The organism is Pseudonocardia kunmingensis (genome assembly GCF_006716445.1).
Classification (GTDB): domain Bacteria; phylum Actinomycetota; class Actinomycetes; order Mycobacteriales; family Pseudonocardiaceae; genus Pseudonocardia; species Pseudonocardia kunmingensis.
The window spans coordinates 1,201,371-1,217,668 of the sequence record NZ_VFPA01000001.1 but is presented as its reverse complement, the minus strand read 5'-3'; the positions used below and the strand labels follow the sequence as shown (position 1 = coordinate 1,217,668).

13 protein-coding genes are annotated in these 16,298 nt (G+C 75.0%); 9 read left to right on the top strand and 4 right to left on the bottom strand.

The features are described 5' to 3' along the window. The first annotated feature begins 25 nt into the window (after nt 1–25). From infB to FB558_RS43105, 7 genes are all read left to right on the top strand, one after another. On the top strand, nt 26–3,055 hold the full coding sequence (infB, locus tag FB558_RS05800) for a translation initiation factor IF-2 (RefSeq protein ID WP_142048822.1): 3,030 nt from the start codon (nt 26–28) through the stop codon (nt 3,053–3,055). A 53-nt stretch (nt 3,056–3,108) separates the two neighbouring features. Beyond that, a complete protein-coding gene (locus FB558_RS05795) occupies nt 3,109–3,405 on the top strand; it encodes a DUF503 domain-containing protein (protein WP_142048820.1) in 297 nt (98 codons plus the stop codon). 13 nt (nt 3,406–3,418) lie between these two features. Then, nucleotides 3,419–3,874, top strand: coding sequence for a 30S ribosome-binding factor RbfA (gene rbfA / locus FB558_RS05790; protein WP_142048818.1), 456 nt, complete (start codon nt 3,419–3,421; stop codon nt 3,872–3,874). A 56-nt stretch (nt 3,875–3,930) separates the two neighbouring features. After that, nucleotides 3,931–4,863, top strand: a complete 933-nt coding sequence (locus tag FB558_RS05785) for a DHH family phosphoesterase (RefSeq protein WP_142053744.1) — start codon at nt 3,931–3,933, stop codon at nt 4,861–4,863. Between the two features lie 591 nt (nt 4,864–5,454). After that, entirely contained in the window at nt 5,455–6,087 is a 633-nt protein-coding gene (locus FB558_RS05780; protein ID WP_142048816.1) for a class I SAM-dependent methyltransferase, read from the top strand. Further along, nucleotides 6,084–7,427, top strand: a complete 1,344-nt coding sequence (locus FB558_RS05775; RefSeq protein WP_142048815.1) for an MATE family efflux transporter — start codon at nt 6,084–6,086, stop codon at nt 7,425–7,427. Before FB558_RS05780 ends, FB558_RS05775 begins: the two co-directional genes overlap by 4 nt. An 80-nt stretch (nt 7,428–7,507) precedes the next feature. Then, nucleotides 7,508–7,660, top strand: a complete 153-nt coding sequence (locus FB558_RS43105) for a hypothetical protein (protein ID WP_170231197.1) — start codon at nt 7,508–7,510, stop codon at nt 7,658–7,660. 28 nt (nt 7,661–7,688) lie between these two features. On the opposite strand, the gene FB558_RS05770 is transcribed toward FB558_RS43105, so the two are convergent. Continuing rightward, nucleotides 7,689–8,282 (bottom strand): TetR/AcrR family transcriptional regulator, encoded by a 594-nt coding sequence (locus tag FB558_RS05770; RefSeq protein ID WP_142048813.1) that lies wholly within the window; start codon nt 8,280–8,282, stop codon nt 7,689–7,691. Between the two features lie 107 nt (nt 8,283–8,389). On the opposite strand from FB558_RS05770, the gene FB558_RS05765 reads away from it, so the two are divergent. Beyond that, nucleotides 8,390–8,773 (top strand): VOC family protein, encoded by a 384-nt coding sequence (locus FB558_RS05765; RefSeq protein WP_142048811.1) that lies wholly within the window; start codon nt 8,390–8,392, stop codon nt 8,771–8,773. A gap of 6 nt (nt 8,774–8,779) precedes the next feature. Here FB558_RS05765 and FB558_RS05760 read toward each other — a convergent pair whose 3' ends face one another. The 3 genes from FB558_RS05760 to FB558_RS05750 form a co-directional block, all read right to left on the bottom strand. Then, complete coding sequence (locus tag FB558_RS05760) at nt 8,780–10,429, bottom strand: PstS family phosphate ABC transporter substrate-binding protein (protein WP_142048809.1); 1,650 nt, start codon at nt 10,427–10,429, stop codon at nt 8,780–8,782. Nucleotides 10,430–10,561: 132 nt separating this feature from the next. Further along, entirely contained in the window at nt 10,562–12,238 is a 1,677-nt protein-coding gene (locus tag FB558_RS05755; protein WP_142048807.1) for an ABC-F family ATP-binding cassette domain-containing protein, read from the bottom strand. Nucleotides 12,239–12,280: 42 nt separating this feature from the next. Next, on the bottom strand, nt 12,281–13,099 hold the full coding sequence (locus FB558_RS05750; RefSeq protein WP_142048805.1) for a DUF5995 family protein: 819 nt from the start codon (nt 13,097–13,099) through the stop codon (nt 12,281–12,283). A gap of 159 nt (nt 13,100–13,258) precedes the next feature. Here FB558_RS05750 and FB558_RS05745 point away from each other — a divergent pair, with 159 nt between their 5' ends. Continuing rightward, nucleotides 13,259–16,288 (top strand): helix-turn-helix transcriptional regulator, encoded by a 3,030-nt coding sequence (locus FB558_RS05745; RefSeq protein ID WP_142048803.1) that lies wholly within the window; start codon nt 13,259–13,261, stop codon nt 16,286–16,288. Nucleotides 16,289–16,298: the final 10 nt, after the last annotated feature.

The following is a 16,298-nucleotide window of genomic DNA, read 5'->3' as shown; positions in this document are numbered from 1 at the left end:
CCGGCCTCCGGAAACAAGGAGTGCAGTGGCAGGCAAGGCCCGCGTGCACGAGCTCGCGAAGGAGCTCGGAGTCAGCAGTAAGCAGGTCCTGAGCAAGTTGCAGGATCTGGGTGAGTACGTGAAGTCCCCGTCCTCGACCGTCGAGGCCCCGGTCGCCCGCAAGCTCCGCGAGTCCCTCGCGGGTGGCGGCGACTCCGGTGGCCGCCGGTCCGGCGGGGGCCGTCCGCGTCCGGGTGGTGCGCCCACCCCGGGCGCCGTTCCGCCCCGCCCGTCCCAGCCGTCCGGCGGCCCGGTTCCCGGTCCGCCCCGGCAGCAGGAGCGCCCGGCCGCCCCGGCGCCGTCCCAGTCCGACGGTCCGCGGCCCAGCGGGCCGCGTCCGGGCCCACGCCCGGGACCGGCGCCCGCGCGTCAGGAGCCGCCGCGCCAGGAGCCTCCGCGTCAGGAGCCCCCGGCCGCCGAACCCCAGCAGCCCGCCGCGCAGAGCCCGGCCGCCCCGGAGCAGCAGCGTCCGGGTCCGCGTCCGGGGCCGCGCCCCGCGCCCACGCCGGAGCCGGCGCCCGCGCCGCAGCAGCAGCGCCCGGCCGCCGCGGCGGCCGACGGCGGGGTCGTCCCGCCGCGTCCGGCCGCCCCGCGTCCGGGCCCCCGCACCCCGCGGGTGGGCAACAACCCGTTCGGCGTCGGTTCCGGCGCCCCGCCGCGTCCGGCGGCACCGCGTCCCGGCCCGCCCGGCGGCGGGCAGGCGCCCGGCCAGGGTGGTCAGGGCGGCCAGGGGCAGGGCCAGGGCCAGGGCGGTCCGCGCCCCGGTGGTCCGCGTCCCGGTGGTCCCCGACCCGGCGGTGACGCCGGTCGTGGCGGCCCCCGTCCGCCGTCGCCGGGCAACATGCCTCCGCGTCCGAACCCCGGCATGATGCCGGCGCGTCCGGCCGGTGGGCGTCCCGGTGGTGGCCCCGGTGGGGGTCGCGGCGGTCCCGGTGGGCGTCCCGGTGGTCCGGGCGGTCGTCCGGGCGGTCCCGGTGGGCGTCCCGGCGGTGGCGGCGGCGGTTTCCGCCCCGGTGGCGGTGGCCCGCCGGCCGGTGGGTTCCGCCCCGGTGGCGGCGGTGGTCGTCCCGGTGGCGGCGGTCGTGGTCGCGGCGGTGCCGCGGGTGCGTTCGGCCGTCCCGGCGGTCCCGCGCGCAAGGGTCGCAAGTCGAAGCGGCAGAAGCGCCAGGAGTTCGACTCGATGCAGGCTCCCTCGGTGGGCGGCGTCCGCCTGCCGAAGGGCAACGGCGAGACGATCAAGCTCCCGCGCGGTGCGTCGCTCACCGACTTCGCCGACAAGATCGGCGCCAACCCGGCCTCGCTGGTGCAGGTGCTGTTCCACCTCGGTGAGATGGTCACGGCCACGGCATCGGTCGCCGACGAGGTGCTCGAGCTGCTCGGCACCGAGATGAACTACAACGTCCAGGTCGTCAGCCCGGAGGAGGAGGACCGCGAGCTGCTCGACAGCTTCTCCATCTCCTACGGCGAGGACGCCGGTGGCGAGGAGGACCTCGTCGTCCGGCCGCCGGTCGTCACGATCATGGGTCACGTCGACCACGGCAAGACGCGCCTCCTGGACACCATCCGGAAGGCGAACGTCGCCGAGGGCGAGGCCGGTGGCATCACCCAGCACATCGGTGCCTACCAGGTCATGTCCGAGCTGGACGGCTACGAGCGGCCGATCACCTTCATCGACACCCCGGGTCACGAGGCGTTCACCGCCATGCGTGCCCGCGGCGCGAAGTCCACGGACATCGCGGTGATCGTGGTCGCCGCCGACGACGGTGTGATGCCGCAGACGGTGGAGGCGATCAACCACGCCCAGGCGGCCGACGTGCCGATCGTGGTCGCGGTCAACAAGATCGACAAGGAGGGGGCCAACCCCGCCAAGATCCGCCAGCAGCTCACCGAGTACGGGCTGGTCGCCGAGGAGTACGGCGGCGAGACGATGTTCGTCGACATCTCGGCGCGCGAGAACATCAACATCGAGCAGCTGCTCGAGGCGATCCTGCTCACCGCGGACGCCGCGCTCGACCTGCGGGCCAACCCGAACATGGAGGCCCAGGGCGTCGCGATCGAGGCCCACCTGGACCGCGGTCGCGGTCCGGTGGCCACGGTGCTGGTGCAGCGCGGCACGCTGCGGGTCGGCGACTCGGTGGTCGCGGGCGACGCCTCCGGGCGCGTCCGGCGCATGCTCGACGAGCACGGCGCGGACGTCACCGAGGCCTACCCCTCGCGTCCGGTGCAGGTCATCGGGTTCACCTCGGTGCCCGGCGCGGGCGACACGTTCCTCGTCGTCGACGAGGACCGGGTGGCCCGTCAGATCGCCGACCGGCGCCGCGCCCGCGAGCGCAACGCCGAGCTGGCCAGCCGCCGCAAGCGCGTGAGCCTGGAGGACCTGGACGCCGCGCTGAAGGAGACCAACACCCTCAACCTGATCATCAAGGGTGACAACTCGGGTACAGTCGAGGCACTCGAGGACGCGCTCATGAAGATCGAGGTGGGCGACGACGTCGAGCTGCGGGTCATCCACCGCGGCGTCGGTGGCATCACCGAGGGCGACATCAACCTCGCGATCGCCGACAACGTCATCGTCCTGGGCTTCAACGTCCGGGCCGAGGGCAAGGCCACCGAGCTCGCCAACCGCGAGGGCGTGGAGATCCGTTACTACACGGTGATCTACCAGGCCATCGAGGAGATCGAGCAGGCGCTCAAGGGCATGCTCAAGCCGGAGTACGAGGAGGTCGGGCTCGGCACCGCGGAGATCCGCGAGGTCTTCCGGTCGTCGCGGTTCGGCACCATCGCCGGTTGCCTCGTGATGGGCGGGGTGATCCGGCGCAACGCCCGGGCGCGCCTGCTGCGCGACAGCGTGGTGGTGGCGGACAACCTGTCGATCAACTCGCTGCGACGGGTCAAGGACGACGTGGTCGAGGTCCGCGAGGGCTTCGAGTGCGGTCTCACGCTCGGCAACTTCAACGACATCAAGCAGGGCGACGTCATCGAGACGTTCGAGATGCGCGAGAAGCCGAGGAGCTGACGCATCCTCGGGGCCGGTCCGCGGACCGGCCCCGAGGTGTCTGTCGGGAAGCCATGTACGTCGGAGCACTGGAGCTGGACGTCCTCCTCGGGGACGTCCACTCGCTGAAGCAGAAGCGGTCCGTGGTGCGGCCCGTTCTGGCCGAGCTGCGCCGCAAGTTCGAGGTGGCCGTCGCCGAGGCGGGCCACCTCGACCTGCACCGCCGTGCGCTGCTCGGGGTCAGCTGCGTCGCGGCCGAGTCCGGTCACGTCATCGAGGTGCTCGAGCGGTGCGAGCGGCTGGTCGCCGCCCGTCCCGAGCTCGAGCTGCTCTCGGCCCGGCAGCGCATGCTGGGGCCCGAGGACGAGTAAGAGGAGAGGCGAGATGGTCGACCAGGCCCGCGCGCGGCGACTGGCCAAGCGGATCACGCAGATCGTGGCGGCCGCCCTCGAGCACGAGGTCAAGGACCCGCGGCTGAAGATGGTGACCATCACCGACACCCGGGTCACCGGCGACCTCCGCGAAGCCACCGTGTACTACACGGTGATCGGGGAGACGGTCGACGCCGACCCCGACAGCGCGGGCGCCGCGGCCGCCCTGGCCAGCGCCACCGGCGTCCTGCGTTCGCTGGTGGGAGCGGGCACCGGGATCCGGCACACGCCCTCGCTGGCGTTCGTGCCCGACGTGGTGCCCGACGAGGCCCGCCGCATGGAGGAGCTGCTCGCCCGCACCCGCGAGTCGGACGCCGAGGTGGCCCGGCTGGCGGCCGGCGCCCGCCCGGCGGGCGACCCGGACCCGTACCGCGCCCCGCGGGAGCGGGACGAGGCCGACGACACGTGAGGGAGCCGGACGGCGCGATGCGTGCGGCCGGGTCCGGCAGGGCATGGCAGCGAGGTATGGACGACGCCGCCGAGGTCCTCGCCGGCGCGGGGCAGATCACGCTGCTGGCCCACGTCGACCCGGACGCCGATGCGCTGGGCAGCGCGCTGGCGCTCGGCATCGCCCTGCGCCGCCGGGGCGCCGACGTCGAGGTGGCGTTCGCGAGCCCGGAGCGGGTGCCCGAGTCGTTGGCCCCGCTCGACGTGCTGGGCCTCGTGGTCGCCCCGGCCGCGGTCTCGGCGGCTCCGGAGGTGCTGGTCTGCTGCGACGCGGCCGAGCCCGCCCGGCTCGGGTCGCTGGCCCGGCTGCTGGACACCGCCGGGTGCACCGTCATGCTCGACCACCACGGCACCAACCCCGGCTTCGGCGAGATCCAGGTGCTCGACCCCACCGCGGAGGCCACCGTGGTGCTCGCGCACCGCGTGCTCGTCGCGATGGACGCCCCGCTCGACGTCGACGTCGCCCGCTGCCTCTACGCGGGCCTGGTCACCGACACCCGTGGCTTCCGGACCGCAGGCCCCGACGCGCACCGGCTCGCCGCGGTGCTGGTGGAGGCGGGCGTGCAGCCGGCCGTCCTGGCCCGGACGCTGATGGACGAGCACCCGTTCGCCTGGTTCTCGGGGCTGTCGGCCGCGCTCGGGCGGGCGGTGCTCGAACCGACCGGCCTCGTCCACACCACGATCCCGCTGGACGACGTCCGGCGCTACCGGCCCGAGGAGATCGACAGCGTCGTCGACGTCCTGCGCAGCGCGCAGGAGGCCGAGGTCGCGGCCGTCCTCAAGCAGGCCGGACCGGCCCGGTTCGTGGTCTCGCTGCGCTCGACGGGCGCGGTCGACGTCTCTGCCGCGGCCACGGCGCTCGGCGGCGGCGGGCACCGCGCGGCCGCCGGGTTCACCCGCGAGGGCACCGAGCAGGAGGTCCTCGCGGCGATCCGCGCGGCCCTCGTCTAGCGGTGGCCGGGGAAGTTCACCGGTCGCGCAGGGGCCGGCCCGCGACCACCGGTTGCGCCCACCGACGCTCCCCCTCTCCGCCGACGCGCCCCTTCTGCCCCGACGCACCCCGTCGACGGGGTCGCGTGGCGCGAATCGGGGCGTGTGAGCACGCGGCCGCTCCTCCCCGGGGGTCCTGACTGGTCGGGCGGGTTGCGGTGGGCGCGCCGTTCCCGGCTCGAGGCCAGCTGCCCCACCCCGCGCCCAGGCCTCACCCGCAGTCGCCCCGGTGCCTTGCTCGATCTCCCGTGGCGAGGGTGGCCAGGTCGGGGACGGCCGCCCACAGGAGAATCCTCGACTGCATCGACACCACGGGTCTGAACCCGGGACCGGAGACCCATGACGTCGACCTGGTCAGGCACACGGCGTTCCGCGGAACGCGACCCGGCCATGATCAGCAGGAGTGGTGCGAGAGCGACAGATCTGACGCCGCCCCACCACTCCGGGCGATCACCACGGCGAGACGCAGCCCTCGGCGGGCTACCTCGCCGCCGGCACCGGCCCGTCCGACCCGCCCGCTACGGTGACGCCGTGACGAGCGGAGGGCATTCGATGACGTCCGACACCCCGGCGACCGGAGCGGACGGCCGTTCGGCCCGCCGGGCCTTCCTCGCGGCTGCGGTGCGGCGCCCGGCCACGATGGGCGCGGTCGCGCCGAGCTCTCCGCGCCTGGGTGCGGTACTGGCGTCGGTGGTGCCGCGCACCGGGGAGCCGGTGGTGGTCGAGCTGGGCCCGGGCACCGGTGCCGTGAGCGCCGTGATCGCCGAGAGGCTGCCCGCGGGCGGGCGGCACCTGGCCGTGGAGCTGGACCCGGACATGGTCGCCTACCTGCGTCGCACCCGGCCCGGCCTCGAGGTCGTGCCGGGCAACGCCGCCGACCTCGGGGACCTGCTGGCCGAGCGCGGCCTCCCGCGGGCCGACGCGATCATCTGCGGGCTGCCGTGGGCGCTGCTCGACGACGCCACGCAGACGCGCCTCCTGGGGGAGATCAGCCGCGCCATCGGCGACACCGGCGCGTTCACCACGTTCGCCTACCTGCACGGCATGAGCCTGTCCGCCGCCCGCCGGTTCCGCCGCACGCTGCGCGCGACCTTCGAGGAGGTGCAGGTCACCGCCACGGTGTGGCGCAACCTGCCGCCCGCGTTCGTCTACGTGTGCCGGCGGCCGTTCGCGCCACGGGGATGACGACCGCGTCCGACCGGGTCCCGCTGCGCGAGGTGCTGCGGCTCGCCGCGCCCGCGTTGCCCGTGTTGGCCGCCGAGCCGCTCTACCTGCTCGTCGACACCGCGGTGGTCGGGCGCCTCGGCGCGGTGCCGCTCGCGGGGCTCGCCGTCGCCGCGGTGGTGTTCGCCCAGGTCACCAGCCAGCTGAACTTCCTGTCCTACGGCACCACGGCCCGTGCCGCGCGGCTGCACGGCGCCGGGCGGGGCGGGGACGCCGTGGGCGAGGGCGTGCAGGCCACCTGGTTGGCGCTCGCCGTCGGCGTGCTCGTGCTCGGGGTCGGGCAGCTCGTCGCCCGTCCCGTGGCGGAGTTCCTCGGGGACGGTGGCGAGATCGCCGACGCGGCCACCTCGTGGCTGCGGGTGGCGTTGTGCGGCGCGCCGATGGTGCTGGTCACGCTGGCCGGCAACGGGTGGATGCGGGGCGTGCAGGACACCGCGCGACCGCTGCGCATCGTGCTGGCGGGGAACGCGTTGTCGGCGCTGGTCTGCCCCGTGCTGGTGCACGGCGTGGGGGAGTGGCCCGGGATCGGCATGGTCGGGTCGGCCGTCGCGAACGTCACCGGGCAGTCGGTGGCGGCCACGCTGTTCCTCGTCGCGCTGGTGCGGGCGGCGCGGGCGGGGGCGGTGCCGCTGCGCCCGGCGCCGGTGGTGCTGCGCGCGCAGCTCGCCCTCGGGCGCGACCTGCTCGCGCGTAGCCTCGCCTTCCAGGCGTGCTTCCTGTCGGCGGCCGCGGTGGCCACGCGGTTCGGGGCCGCCACGGCCGCCGCGCACCAGATCGTGCTGCAGCTCTGGTTCTTCCAGGCACTCGTGCTCGACGCCGTGGCCATCGCGGCCCAGGCGCTGGTCGGAGCCGCACTCGGCTCGCCGGAGCGGGGTGCGCAGCGGGCCAGGGCGCTGGCCGGGCAGGTCGCGCGCTACGGGCTGGTGCTCGGCATCGGGTTCGGCGTGCTGTTCGCGGTCCTGATCACCGTGTTGCCGCCGGTGTTCACCCCGGACCCCGCAGTGCTTCAGGTCGTGCCGGTGGCCTGGTGGTTCTTCGCCGCGATGCAGCCCGTGGCCGGGGTGGTGTTCGCCCTCGACGGGGTGCTGCTCGGCGCGGGCGACGCGGCGTTCCTGCGGACGTCCACGCTGGCCGCGGCCGTGATCGGGTTCCTGCCACCGATCTGGGCCTCGCTGGCGTTCGGGTGGGGTCTGGCCGGCATCTGGTCGGGTCTCACGGCGTTCATGCTGCTCCGGTTGGTTGCCGTGGGGCTGCGCGCCAGGAGCGACCGGTGGATCGTCACGGGCGCGGTCCGCGCCTGAGTGTCGGTACCCGCCGCGCCGTCACGTGCGGTAGACAGGAAGTGACATCGCCAACCCTGCGGGCCACGGATCGGGTGCACGTGAAGAGAATCATCGGACTCCTCGTGATCGCGCTGCTCGTCTTCTGGGTCTTCGTGAGTCCCGACAGCGCTGCCAACACGGTGCAGGACATCGGCAACCTGCTCCGCACCGGCGCCGAGTCGATCATCCGGTTCTTCACGCAGCTCTTCTGAGCGTGCCCCGCCGCGTCGCGCGGCCTCCTCACGCGGTCCGGGCGGGGCCGAGCACGTGGTCGACGAGCTCGGAGATCCGGGCCGGGTCGAAGGGCTGTCCGGTGATGAGCCGGCAGTAGAAGATCGGCCCGACCAGGGCAAGGGATGCGAGGTCGGGGTCCAGGCCGGGCGCGAAGTCCCCGGCTGTGATCCCGGCGGTGACGGCGTCGACCACGCTCTGCCGGCGCCGGGCCGAGTAGTCGCGGTAGAAGGTGCGTACCGCGGGCTCGTGCTCGGCGGCTTCGACGAGGGCGGGGATCGTGGCCGACAGGACCGGGTCGGCGAGGGCCTCGGTGAGGTGCTGCAGGAGCCGTTCGACCCGCTGACGGGGGGCGCCGTCGCCGGCGTCCGGGCGCGGTTGCTCGTTGAGCGTCTCGAGCGCATCGGTGATCAGTGCGAGCCCGTTGCCCCAGTGGCGGTACACGGTGCTCTTGCCGACGCCGGCCCGGGCGGCGACCGACTCGATGGTGAACCCGCCGTACCCGCGCTCGGCGAGCTCGTCCAGCGCCGCCTGCCGGATCACCCGGCGCGACCGCTCGACCCGCGGATCGAGGTCGTCGCCGGTGCGTGCGCTCCTGCTCACCGCTCGCCCGCCTCCCGTTGCGCGTCCCGAGCGAGACTACCCCGTATCGCTGTAGAACGATCTCGTATCGCAGTGATACGCTGTCGTATCGTTTCTAGGAGGTCACCATGGACACCGCCTCGGTCCGCTACTTCGTGCACGACGTCGACTCCTCCGTCGGCTTCTACACCGGTCATCTGGGTTTCGAGGTCGCGTTCCGGGCGGCGGGCGGCTTCGCGGTGCTGTCGCGGGGTCCGTTGCGCCTGCTGCTCAGCGCGACAGGGGGTTCGGGAGGAGCTACCCGGCCCGCGGCCGACGGGCGCCGACCCGGTCCCGGCGGGTGGAACCGCATCCAGATCAGCGTGGACGACCTGGACGGCGTGGTCGATGAGCTGCGGAGCGCCGGAGCGGACTTCCGCAACGAGATCGTCGTGGGCAACGGGGGACGGCAGATCCTGCTCGACGACCCGTCCGGCAACCCCGTCGAGCTGTTCGAGCCCGCGGCCCGTTGAGGAGGGTCAGCGGTCTCCCACGCACAGCGGGTCGAGGCTGCGGTCGAACAGCACGCACGGCTCGTACCCGGCCTCGCTGATGAGCCGGGCCGTCGCGTCGCCGGACAGGTGTTCGAGGAAGCGCTGCAGCGCACCCCCCGGGCGCGGCCGCCCGTAGGTGTAGGCGTACTCGACGGTCCAGAACGGGTAGCCGGTGCGGGCACTGCCCTGGGAGGCCTCAGCGCCGTCGATCGCGACCGCGGCCAGGCCGGGGTACGCGCCTGCGGCCTCGGCATCGGCGTAGCCGATCGCCCCCGGTACCGCGGCGACCTGCCGCAGCACCTCCTCGGTCGTGGCGCGCTCGCAGCGCACGACCGGGTCGCCCGGCACCCGGTCGCGCTCCAGGCAGTCGTTGGACGACTCGCGCGGCTCGGCGCCGCCCTGCAGGACGTAGCGCTCGAAGGCCTCCCGGCTGCCCGAGTCTGGGCCGCGGCCGACGATCCGGATGGGCACCGGGGCGCCGCCGAGCTGGTCCCATGAGGTCACCGCGCCGGACATGATCGCGCGGATCTGCCCGGTGGACAGCCCGTCGACGCCCGCGTCGTCGTTGACGACGACCGCGTAGATCAGAACGGCGACGGCCTGGCGCTGGAGCTGGCCGCTCGGGTCGTCCGCCACGCCGTCGGACAGGGCGAGGACCGCCTCGCGGTCGGCGTCGGGCGCGAGGAGGGACCGGATGCCCTCCCGGCTGGTCGACACGGTGGTGGCGACCGAGGCGCCCGGGCAGGCGGCGAGGTAGGGCCGGGCGGCCTCCGCGACGACCGGGACGAACGCGCTGGAACCGGTGACCGTCACGCCACCGGATCCGCAGAACGGGGGAGGGGTGCGGGGCACCGCGATCGCGACCACGAGCGCGATCGCCAGGACGGTGACCGCCGCGACCAGGGCGCGCGTCAGCGTCACGATCCGGCGCTTGCGCCCGCGCTCGACGATCCGCCGGTCGGTCGGCAGCAGGTTGTCGACGGCGCCGTCGACGGTGTACTCCCGTTTCCGGCTACCCGGGTCGTCGTCCCGGCAGCAGATGATCAGCCGGAACTGGCCGCCGGGCGGGATCGTGAGCGGCGGGAGGATGAGCACCCGTCGCCGGTCGCGGGCGGCGGGGTCCAGGCCGCCGTCCGCGGCGTCGACGAGGGAGTCCGGCAGGGTCTGGCGCAGTGCGGTGCGGACGAGTCCGTGCCGGAGCGCCTCCGCCTGGTCCCGGCCCCGCGGGCAGACGACCCAGCCCGTGCGTTCCCCGCTGTCATCGGCGCGCCCACCGGAGTCGATGCCCCACTGGATCTCGTTGTCCAGGGCGATGAGCGACGGCTGCGAGACCCGGAAGTCGACGATGAACCGGCCGTCGAGCGACACCTGCGGCAACGTGCGGTAGGCGGTCTCGGGGATCGTGCTCCAGCCCGCGTTGCGGAACTTGACGACCAGCACCGTGACGGAGTTGAACTGCGCCAGCGCCGGGGAGGAGTCGTGCGGGCCGAACGGCTCCATCCCGATCTTGGTGTTGAGCTCCTCCTCCCACACCAGGCGCCTGCGCCCGACGTAGAGCCGGACGAGCAGGGCGAGGACGGCCAGCCCCAGGGTCACCAGGAGCCCGATCGGGCCGAACGTCTGCAGAACCGACACGAGCGCGTCCCACACAGCGGCCAACTGCCCAGCCCATCCCGTCGGGTCGCCCGGCTCCGTCGCGCCGAAGCATAGGGCGCAGCGATCACCCGGACGTGATCGGTGCGATCGTGAGCCGGCAGCCCCCGCCGGCTACCGCACCGGGGCTGCCGACGTAGTGCGCTCCTGCGACTCCCACACCGGCTCCGGGGTCTCGCGGACCTCCCCGTCCGCGCCGAACAGCAGGAACCGGTCGAAGGTCCGGGTGAACCAGCGGTCGTGGGTCACCGCGAGCACCGTGCCCTCGAACGCCCCGAGCGCCTGCTCGAGGGCCTCGGCGGAGGCGAGGTCGAGGTTGTCGGTGGGCTCGTCGAGCAGCAGCAGCGTGGCGCCGGACAGTTCCAGCAGCAGGACGAGCAGCCGCGCCTGCTGCCCGCCGGACAGGGTGGCGAACGGCTGTTCGGCCTGGTCGGCCAGTTCGTAGCGGGCGAGTGCGTTCATCGCCTCGCCGCGGGGCATCCCCGGCCGGTCGACGTCGCCGCCCACGAGGACGTCCAGCAGCGTGCGGCCGGCCAGCTCGGGACGGTCGTGGGTCTGGGAGAAGTGCCCCGGACGCACCCGCGCGCCCAGGCGGGCGGTGCCGTCGTGCGCCACGGCCGCGAGCGCGAGCCCGCTCGCCGGAACCGTTCGCGGCTCGGGATCGGTGCCGCCGCGGGCCAGCAGGCGCAGGAAGTGCGACTTGCCGGTGCCGTTGGCGCCCAGCACCGCCACCCGGTCGCCGAACCAGATCTCCAGGTCGAAGGGGTAGGTCAGGCCGTCGAGCTCCAGCTGCTCGCAGACGACCGCGCGCTTGCCCGTGCGCGCGCCGCGCAGCCGCATCCGCACGTTCTGCTCGCGGGGCTTCTCCGGCGGCGGGCCCGCCTCGAGGAACCGGGCCAGCCGGGTGCGCGCGGCCTGCAGGCGGGACGCCATGGAGTCGTTGTGGGATGCCTTGGTCCGGTAGTAGGTGACCAGGCGCTCCAGCTTGGCGCGTTCCTCGTCCCAGCGGCGGCGCTGCTCGTCGAGCCGGTCGTGCCGGGCCACCCGCGCCGCGTGCCAGGACGCGAAGCCACCCGGGTGCACCCACACAGAGCCCGCCTCGACCGTGACCACGCGCTGCGCGGTGCGGGCGAGCAGCTCCCGGTCGTGGCTGACGTACAGCACGCTCTTGCCCGACTCGTCCAGGCGCGCCTCCAGCCACCGCTTGCCGGGGACGTCGAGGAAGTTGTCCGGCTCGTCGAGCAGCAGCACCTCGTCGGGGCCCCGCAGCAGCAGCTCCAATGCGAACCGCTTCTGCTGGCCTCCGGAGAGGGTGGCGACCCGGCGGTCGCGCACCCGCTCCCACGGCAGGTCCAGCGCGGCGACGGCGGCCGTGTCGAACTCCACCTCGGCGCCGTAGCCGCCGGCCTCCCCCCACCCGGTGAGCGCGTCGGCGTAGCGCAGCTGGGACCGCTCGGTCGCGTCGAGGGCCCGCTCGGCCGCGCGCAGCCGCTCCCCGGCCGCGCGGACGGCGGGCGGGGCCAGCGAGAGGGCGAGGTCGGTCAGCGTCGAGTCGTCGTCGATCGAGCCGATGAACTGGCGCATCACGCCGAGCCCGCCGCTGCGCGCGATGCTCCCCGCCACCGGCGTCAGCTCGCCGGCGACCATCCGCAGCAGGGTGGTCTTCCCGGCGCCGTTCGGCCCGACGAGCGCGACCTTGGCGCCGTCGCCCACGCGGAAGGAGACGTCGGAGAACAGCGTGCGGCCGTCGGGCAGCCGGTGCCCGACCGCCATCGCCTCGATGTGGCCCACGCGGTGATGGTGGGGGTTCGCCGCCCCGCGGTCGACCGGAATTCAGATGGGCAACGGCGTGCGCAGCAGGCGTTCGCCGATGAACGCCGCGATCGTGTCCAGGCGCTCCTCCGACGCCGCGCACACCTCCGGCGACGCCCCCAGGCCCCACACCCGCTCGGCCTCGTTCCAGGCCAGGTCACGGGTGAAGCGGATGACCAGGTCGGCCACCCAGTTGGCGGCGCGGTCCCAGATCGCGCCGTCGGGGCCCGCGGACAGCAGCGAGTCGAGGTCCTCGCGCAGCGGGTCCATCTCGACCTCGAACACCTCGTTGACGAGCCGGTAGTCGTGGAACTGGGCACCGCCCTCGCCCTCACCGTCGGGCGCGATGTGCCGCCAGGTGGCGATCAGCGCGCACGCCAGGTCGAAGTTGATGTGGGCGTTGACCCCGGCCACGGCGAAGTTCACCGGAGCGACGTACGGGTCGCTGCGGTTGTCGAACAGCACGCGCCACACGCGCGGGGCCGACGCCATGTCCGCGGCGTAGCTGCGCAGCGCCTGGAAGTAGCGCTCGGCGAACTCGATGTCCAGGCGCACCAGGAAGTCGGTCGAGCGGAACTCCCCGCTCTCGGCCATGGAGCCGATCCGACTCGTGATGGTGTGGTAGAGCGTCGAGAACGAGGCGATGCCGTCGCCCTCGCCGAGCAGCGACGTGCTCGCGGCGTGGTCGCGGATCGCCGCCAGCCGCTCGACGACCTCCGGGATCGACCCCGCCGGCCGGTCGCCTGCCAGCTCCGCGAGGCGCTGGGTGCTCCCGCGACCGCCCGGCCTGCGGGCGATGGCCCGCTCCCGCTCCCCGGTCACGATCCCGCTGCTCCCCACCCTGACTCCTCTCGCACACCGCACCTCGCCGGCGGACCCGCCTCGAGGAGCACGTGGACGCCCTCGTGATACGTCGAAGATGATCGAACTTCCCGCGGCGCGGAACGTGACGGGTACCGACCTGGCTCCCGGAACGGGTGCACACTAACGTCACCAACCGTGACCGAGCGATGGCCGGCGCGCACCCTGGTCGGCCGGGAGGACGAGCTCGGCGCGCTCGTCGCCGCGCTCGAGACCGTCCGGCAGGGGCGGATGGCCACGGTCTTCCTCACCGGCGACGCCGGTGTCGGCAAGACGCGGCTCGTGCAGGAGCTCGTCCGGCGGGCCGACGGCGCCGGCGCCACGGTGCTGCTGGGCGCGGCGTCCGACATCGCGGAGAGCCCCCCGTTCTGGCCGGTGGCCTCGGCCCTGCGCGCGGTGCTGCGCTCCGCGGCGGGGGAGCCGATCCGGCGGCTGCTGGCACCGTGGTCCGAGCAGCTCGACGAGCTGCTCGCCCTGCGCGCCCCGGTGCCCGCCGCGCTCGGACGCGTGCAGACCCTGGAGCTGCTGCACCGCGTGGTGCTGCGGCTGGCCACCGAGTCGGTCGTCGTGCTCGTCGTGGAGGACGTGCAGTGGGCCGACCGCTCCACGTTGGACCTGCTGGCCTACCTCGTCGCCGACCTCCCCGACGAGCGGCTGCTCCTCGTGGGCACCCACCGCAGCGAGCCCGGCGCGGAGGCCACCGCCGCGCGCACGATGATCCGCGAGCTCGGCAGGCACCGGCAGGTGCGCAGCATCGAACTGGCGCCGCTGCGCCGGACCGACATCGCGGAGCTGGTGCGCGCCGACGCTCCTGACCGGCCCGACCTGGTCGACCTTGTCTGGACGCGTTCGGCGGGCAACGCGTTCATCGCCGAGGAGACCCTGCGCGCGGCGCTCGACGGTGACCCGACCGCGCTGCCCACGACGTTGCGCGAGCTGGTGCTCTCCCGCGTCGGGCGGCTCACGCCGCCGGCGTTGCGGGCGGTGCGCGCCGTCGGGTTGTGCGAGGGCCCGCTCCCGCACCGGCTGCTCGACGCGGTGCTCGGTGACGACCCGTCGGCCGGCTCGTGGCTGCTCGACGCCCTGCGCGAGGCCGTGGACGCCGGCGTCGTCGTGGTCGACGGGGCCGCCGACGGCTACCGCCTGCGGCACGGCCTGATGACCGAGGTGGTGGTGGGGGAGCTGCTGCCCGGAGAGCGGATGGACCTGCACCGCCGCTACGCCACGGCCTTGTCGCGCTCGTGGGCGCGCGAGCTCCCCGGCGTGGACGCCCGCCTCGCCCACCACTGGTACGGAGCGGGCGACCGGGAGCGCGCGGGCGCCGCCGCCGTGGCCGCCGCCGAGGCCGCCGACCGGGTGCGGGGCTACGCGGAGGCGCACCGGCACTGGCTGCGCGCGGCCCAGCTCGCGGGGGAGCTGGACGGCGCGCCCGTGCCGCGGACCACCTGCCTCGAGCGCGCGGCCGAGGCCGCGCACCTGGCCGGGGACGCCGACCAGGCGGTGGCGCTGCTGGCCGAGCGGCTCGACCTGCTCGAACCGGTCGGGGCACCCGACACCGGCCCCGACACCGGTCCCGACGCGGCCCCGGCCGCAGCGCCCGACGACCTCGCCGCCGCCCTGCTGCACGCCCGCACGGGCCGCTACCTGGTCGCGGCCGGCCGCGGCGGGGAGGCCGCCGAGGCCTTCGGCCGGGCCACCGCGGCCCTCCCCGCGGCGGGTGCGGAGCCCGAGCGGGCCGAGGTGCTCGGCGGGTACGCGGGAGCGCTCTGGACGGCGGGTGACTACGCCGGCGCCCACGAGGCGGCCGGGCGCGCGCTCACGTCGGCCCGCCGCGCCGGTCTCGCCGTGGAGGAGGCGCGGGCCCTCGCGACGCTCGGGTTCAGCCTCGCCTACCGGGAGGACGCGCAGGCGGGTGAGGCGGCGCTGCGCGAGTCGATCGCGGTGGCCGAGCGCGCCGGCGAGCCGACCGGGATCGTGAGCGCCCACCGCAGGCTCGCCGAGCTGCTGTCCGGGCCGTTGAACGAGCTCGACCGCGGCATCGCGATCGCCCGCGCCGGGGTCGAGCGGGCACGCGAGCTCGGGCTCGCCCGCAGCGCGGGCGCCGGCCTGCTCGCCCTGGCGGCGAACGGGATGTTCCGGATCGGTCGCTGGGACGAGGCGGACGCGACGATCGCCGAGGCCTGGGAGCTGGCGCCCCGCGGCGCGGAGGCGCTGGAGCTGCGGCTGTCCCGGGCGCGGTTGCACACCGGACGGGGCCGCTTCGACGCCGCCGAGGACGACCTGGAGGCCGTCGAGGCGCTGTCGGCGGCCACCGTGGGCCCGCGCTACCGGCTCCCGCTGCTCACCCTGCGTGCCGGGCTCGCGATGTGGCAGGGCCGGCCCGACGTGGCGCTCGACCACGTGGCCACCGGGCTCGACGTCGTGGAACAGGGCTCGGACGACGTGTGGCTGGTGGCGCCGCTCGTCTGGCACGGCGCGCGGGCGCGGGCGGAGCTCACCCGGCTGGGGATGCGCCGCGCCGACGACGCCACCGTCGCCCGGTTGCGCCGCCACGCCGACGAGCTGGCCCGCACCGCGGCGTCCTCCGTGCCGGCGGTGCGCGACGTCGTCCTCGGCTTCGTCGCGATGTCGGCGGCCGAGGACGGGCGCGCCGCGCAGCGCTCCGACCCGCAGGCGTGGGAGCACGTCGCCGAGGTCTGGCGGGTCCACCGGCAGCCCTACCCCGCGGCCTACGCCCACCTGAGGCGGGCCGAGGCGCTGCTCAGCACCCGGGCGCGGTCGGGTGCGGCGGCCGAGTCGCTGCGCCACGCCGCCGGGGTGGCGCGCGACCTCGCGGCCGGCCCGTTCCTCGCCGAGGTGGCCGAGCTGGCGGAGCGGGCGCGGGTGCGCCTCGACGGCGTCGGCCGCGCGCCCGAGCCCGCGCAGCCACCGGCCACCCCCGCCCCCGACGACGAGCTCGCCGCCCTCACGGCCCGGGAGCTCGAGGTCCTCACCGAGCTGGCCGGGGGGCACACCAACCGGGAGATCGCGCAGCGGTTGTTCATCAGCGAGAAGACCGTCGGCGTCCACGTCGGGCGCATCTACGCCAAGATCGGCGTGCACAGCCGGGTGCAGGCGAGCGCCGTCCTGTTCCGCGCGCGTCCCGAGGCTCGTCCCGGCGCCCGCTGACTCGTCGGCC

Excerpts from the sequence above, each read along its gene's own strand:
- FB558_RS05775 (WP_142048815.1), top strand. The coding sequence starts at position 6,084 with ATGACGACCGCGTCCGACCGGGTCCCGCTGCGCGAGGTGCTGCGGCTC.
- FB558_RS05780 (WP_142048816.1), top strand. The coding sequence starts at position 5,455 with ATGACGTCCGACACCCCGGCGACCGGAGCGGACGGCCGTTCGGCCCGC.
- FB558_RS05765 (WP_142048811.1), top strand. The coding sequence starts at position 8,390 with ATGGACACCGCCTCGGTCCGCTACTTCGTGCACGACGTCGACTCCTCC.
- FB558_RS05785 (WP_142053744.1), top strand. The coding sequence starts at position 3,931 with ATGGACGACGCCGCCGAGGTCCTCGCCGGCGCGGGGCAGATCACGCTG.
- rbfA (WP_142048818.1), top strand. The coding sequence starts at position 3,419 with ATGGTCGACCAGGCCCGCGCGCGGCGACTGGCCAAGCGGATCACGCAG.
- FB558_RS05795 (WP_142048820.1), top strand. The coding sequence starts at position 3,109 with ATGTACGTCGGAGCACTGGAGCTGGACGTCCTCCTCGGGGACGTCCAC.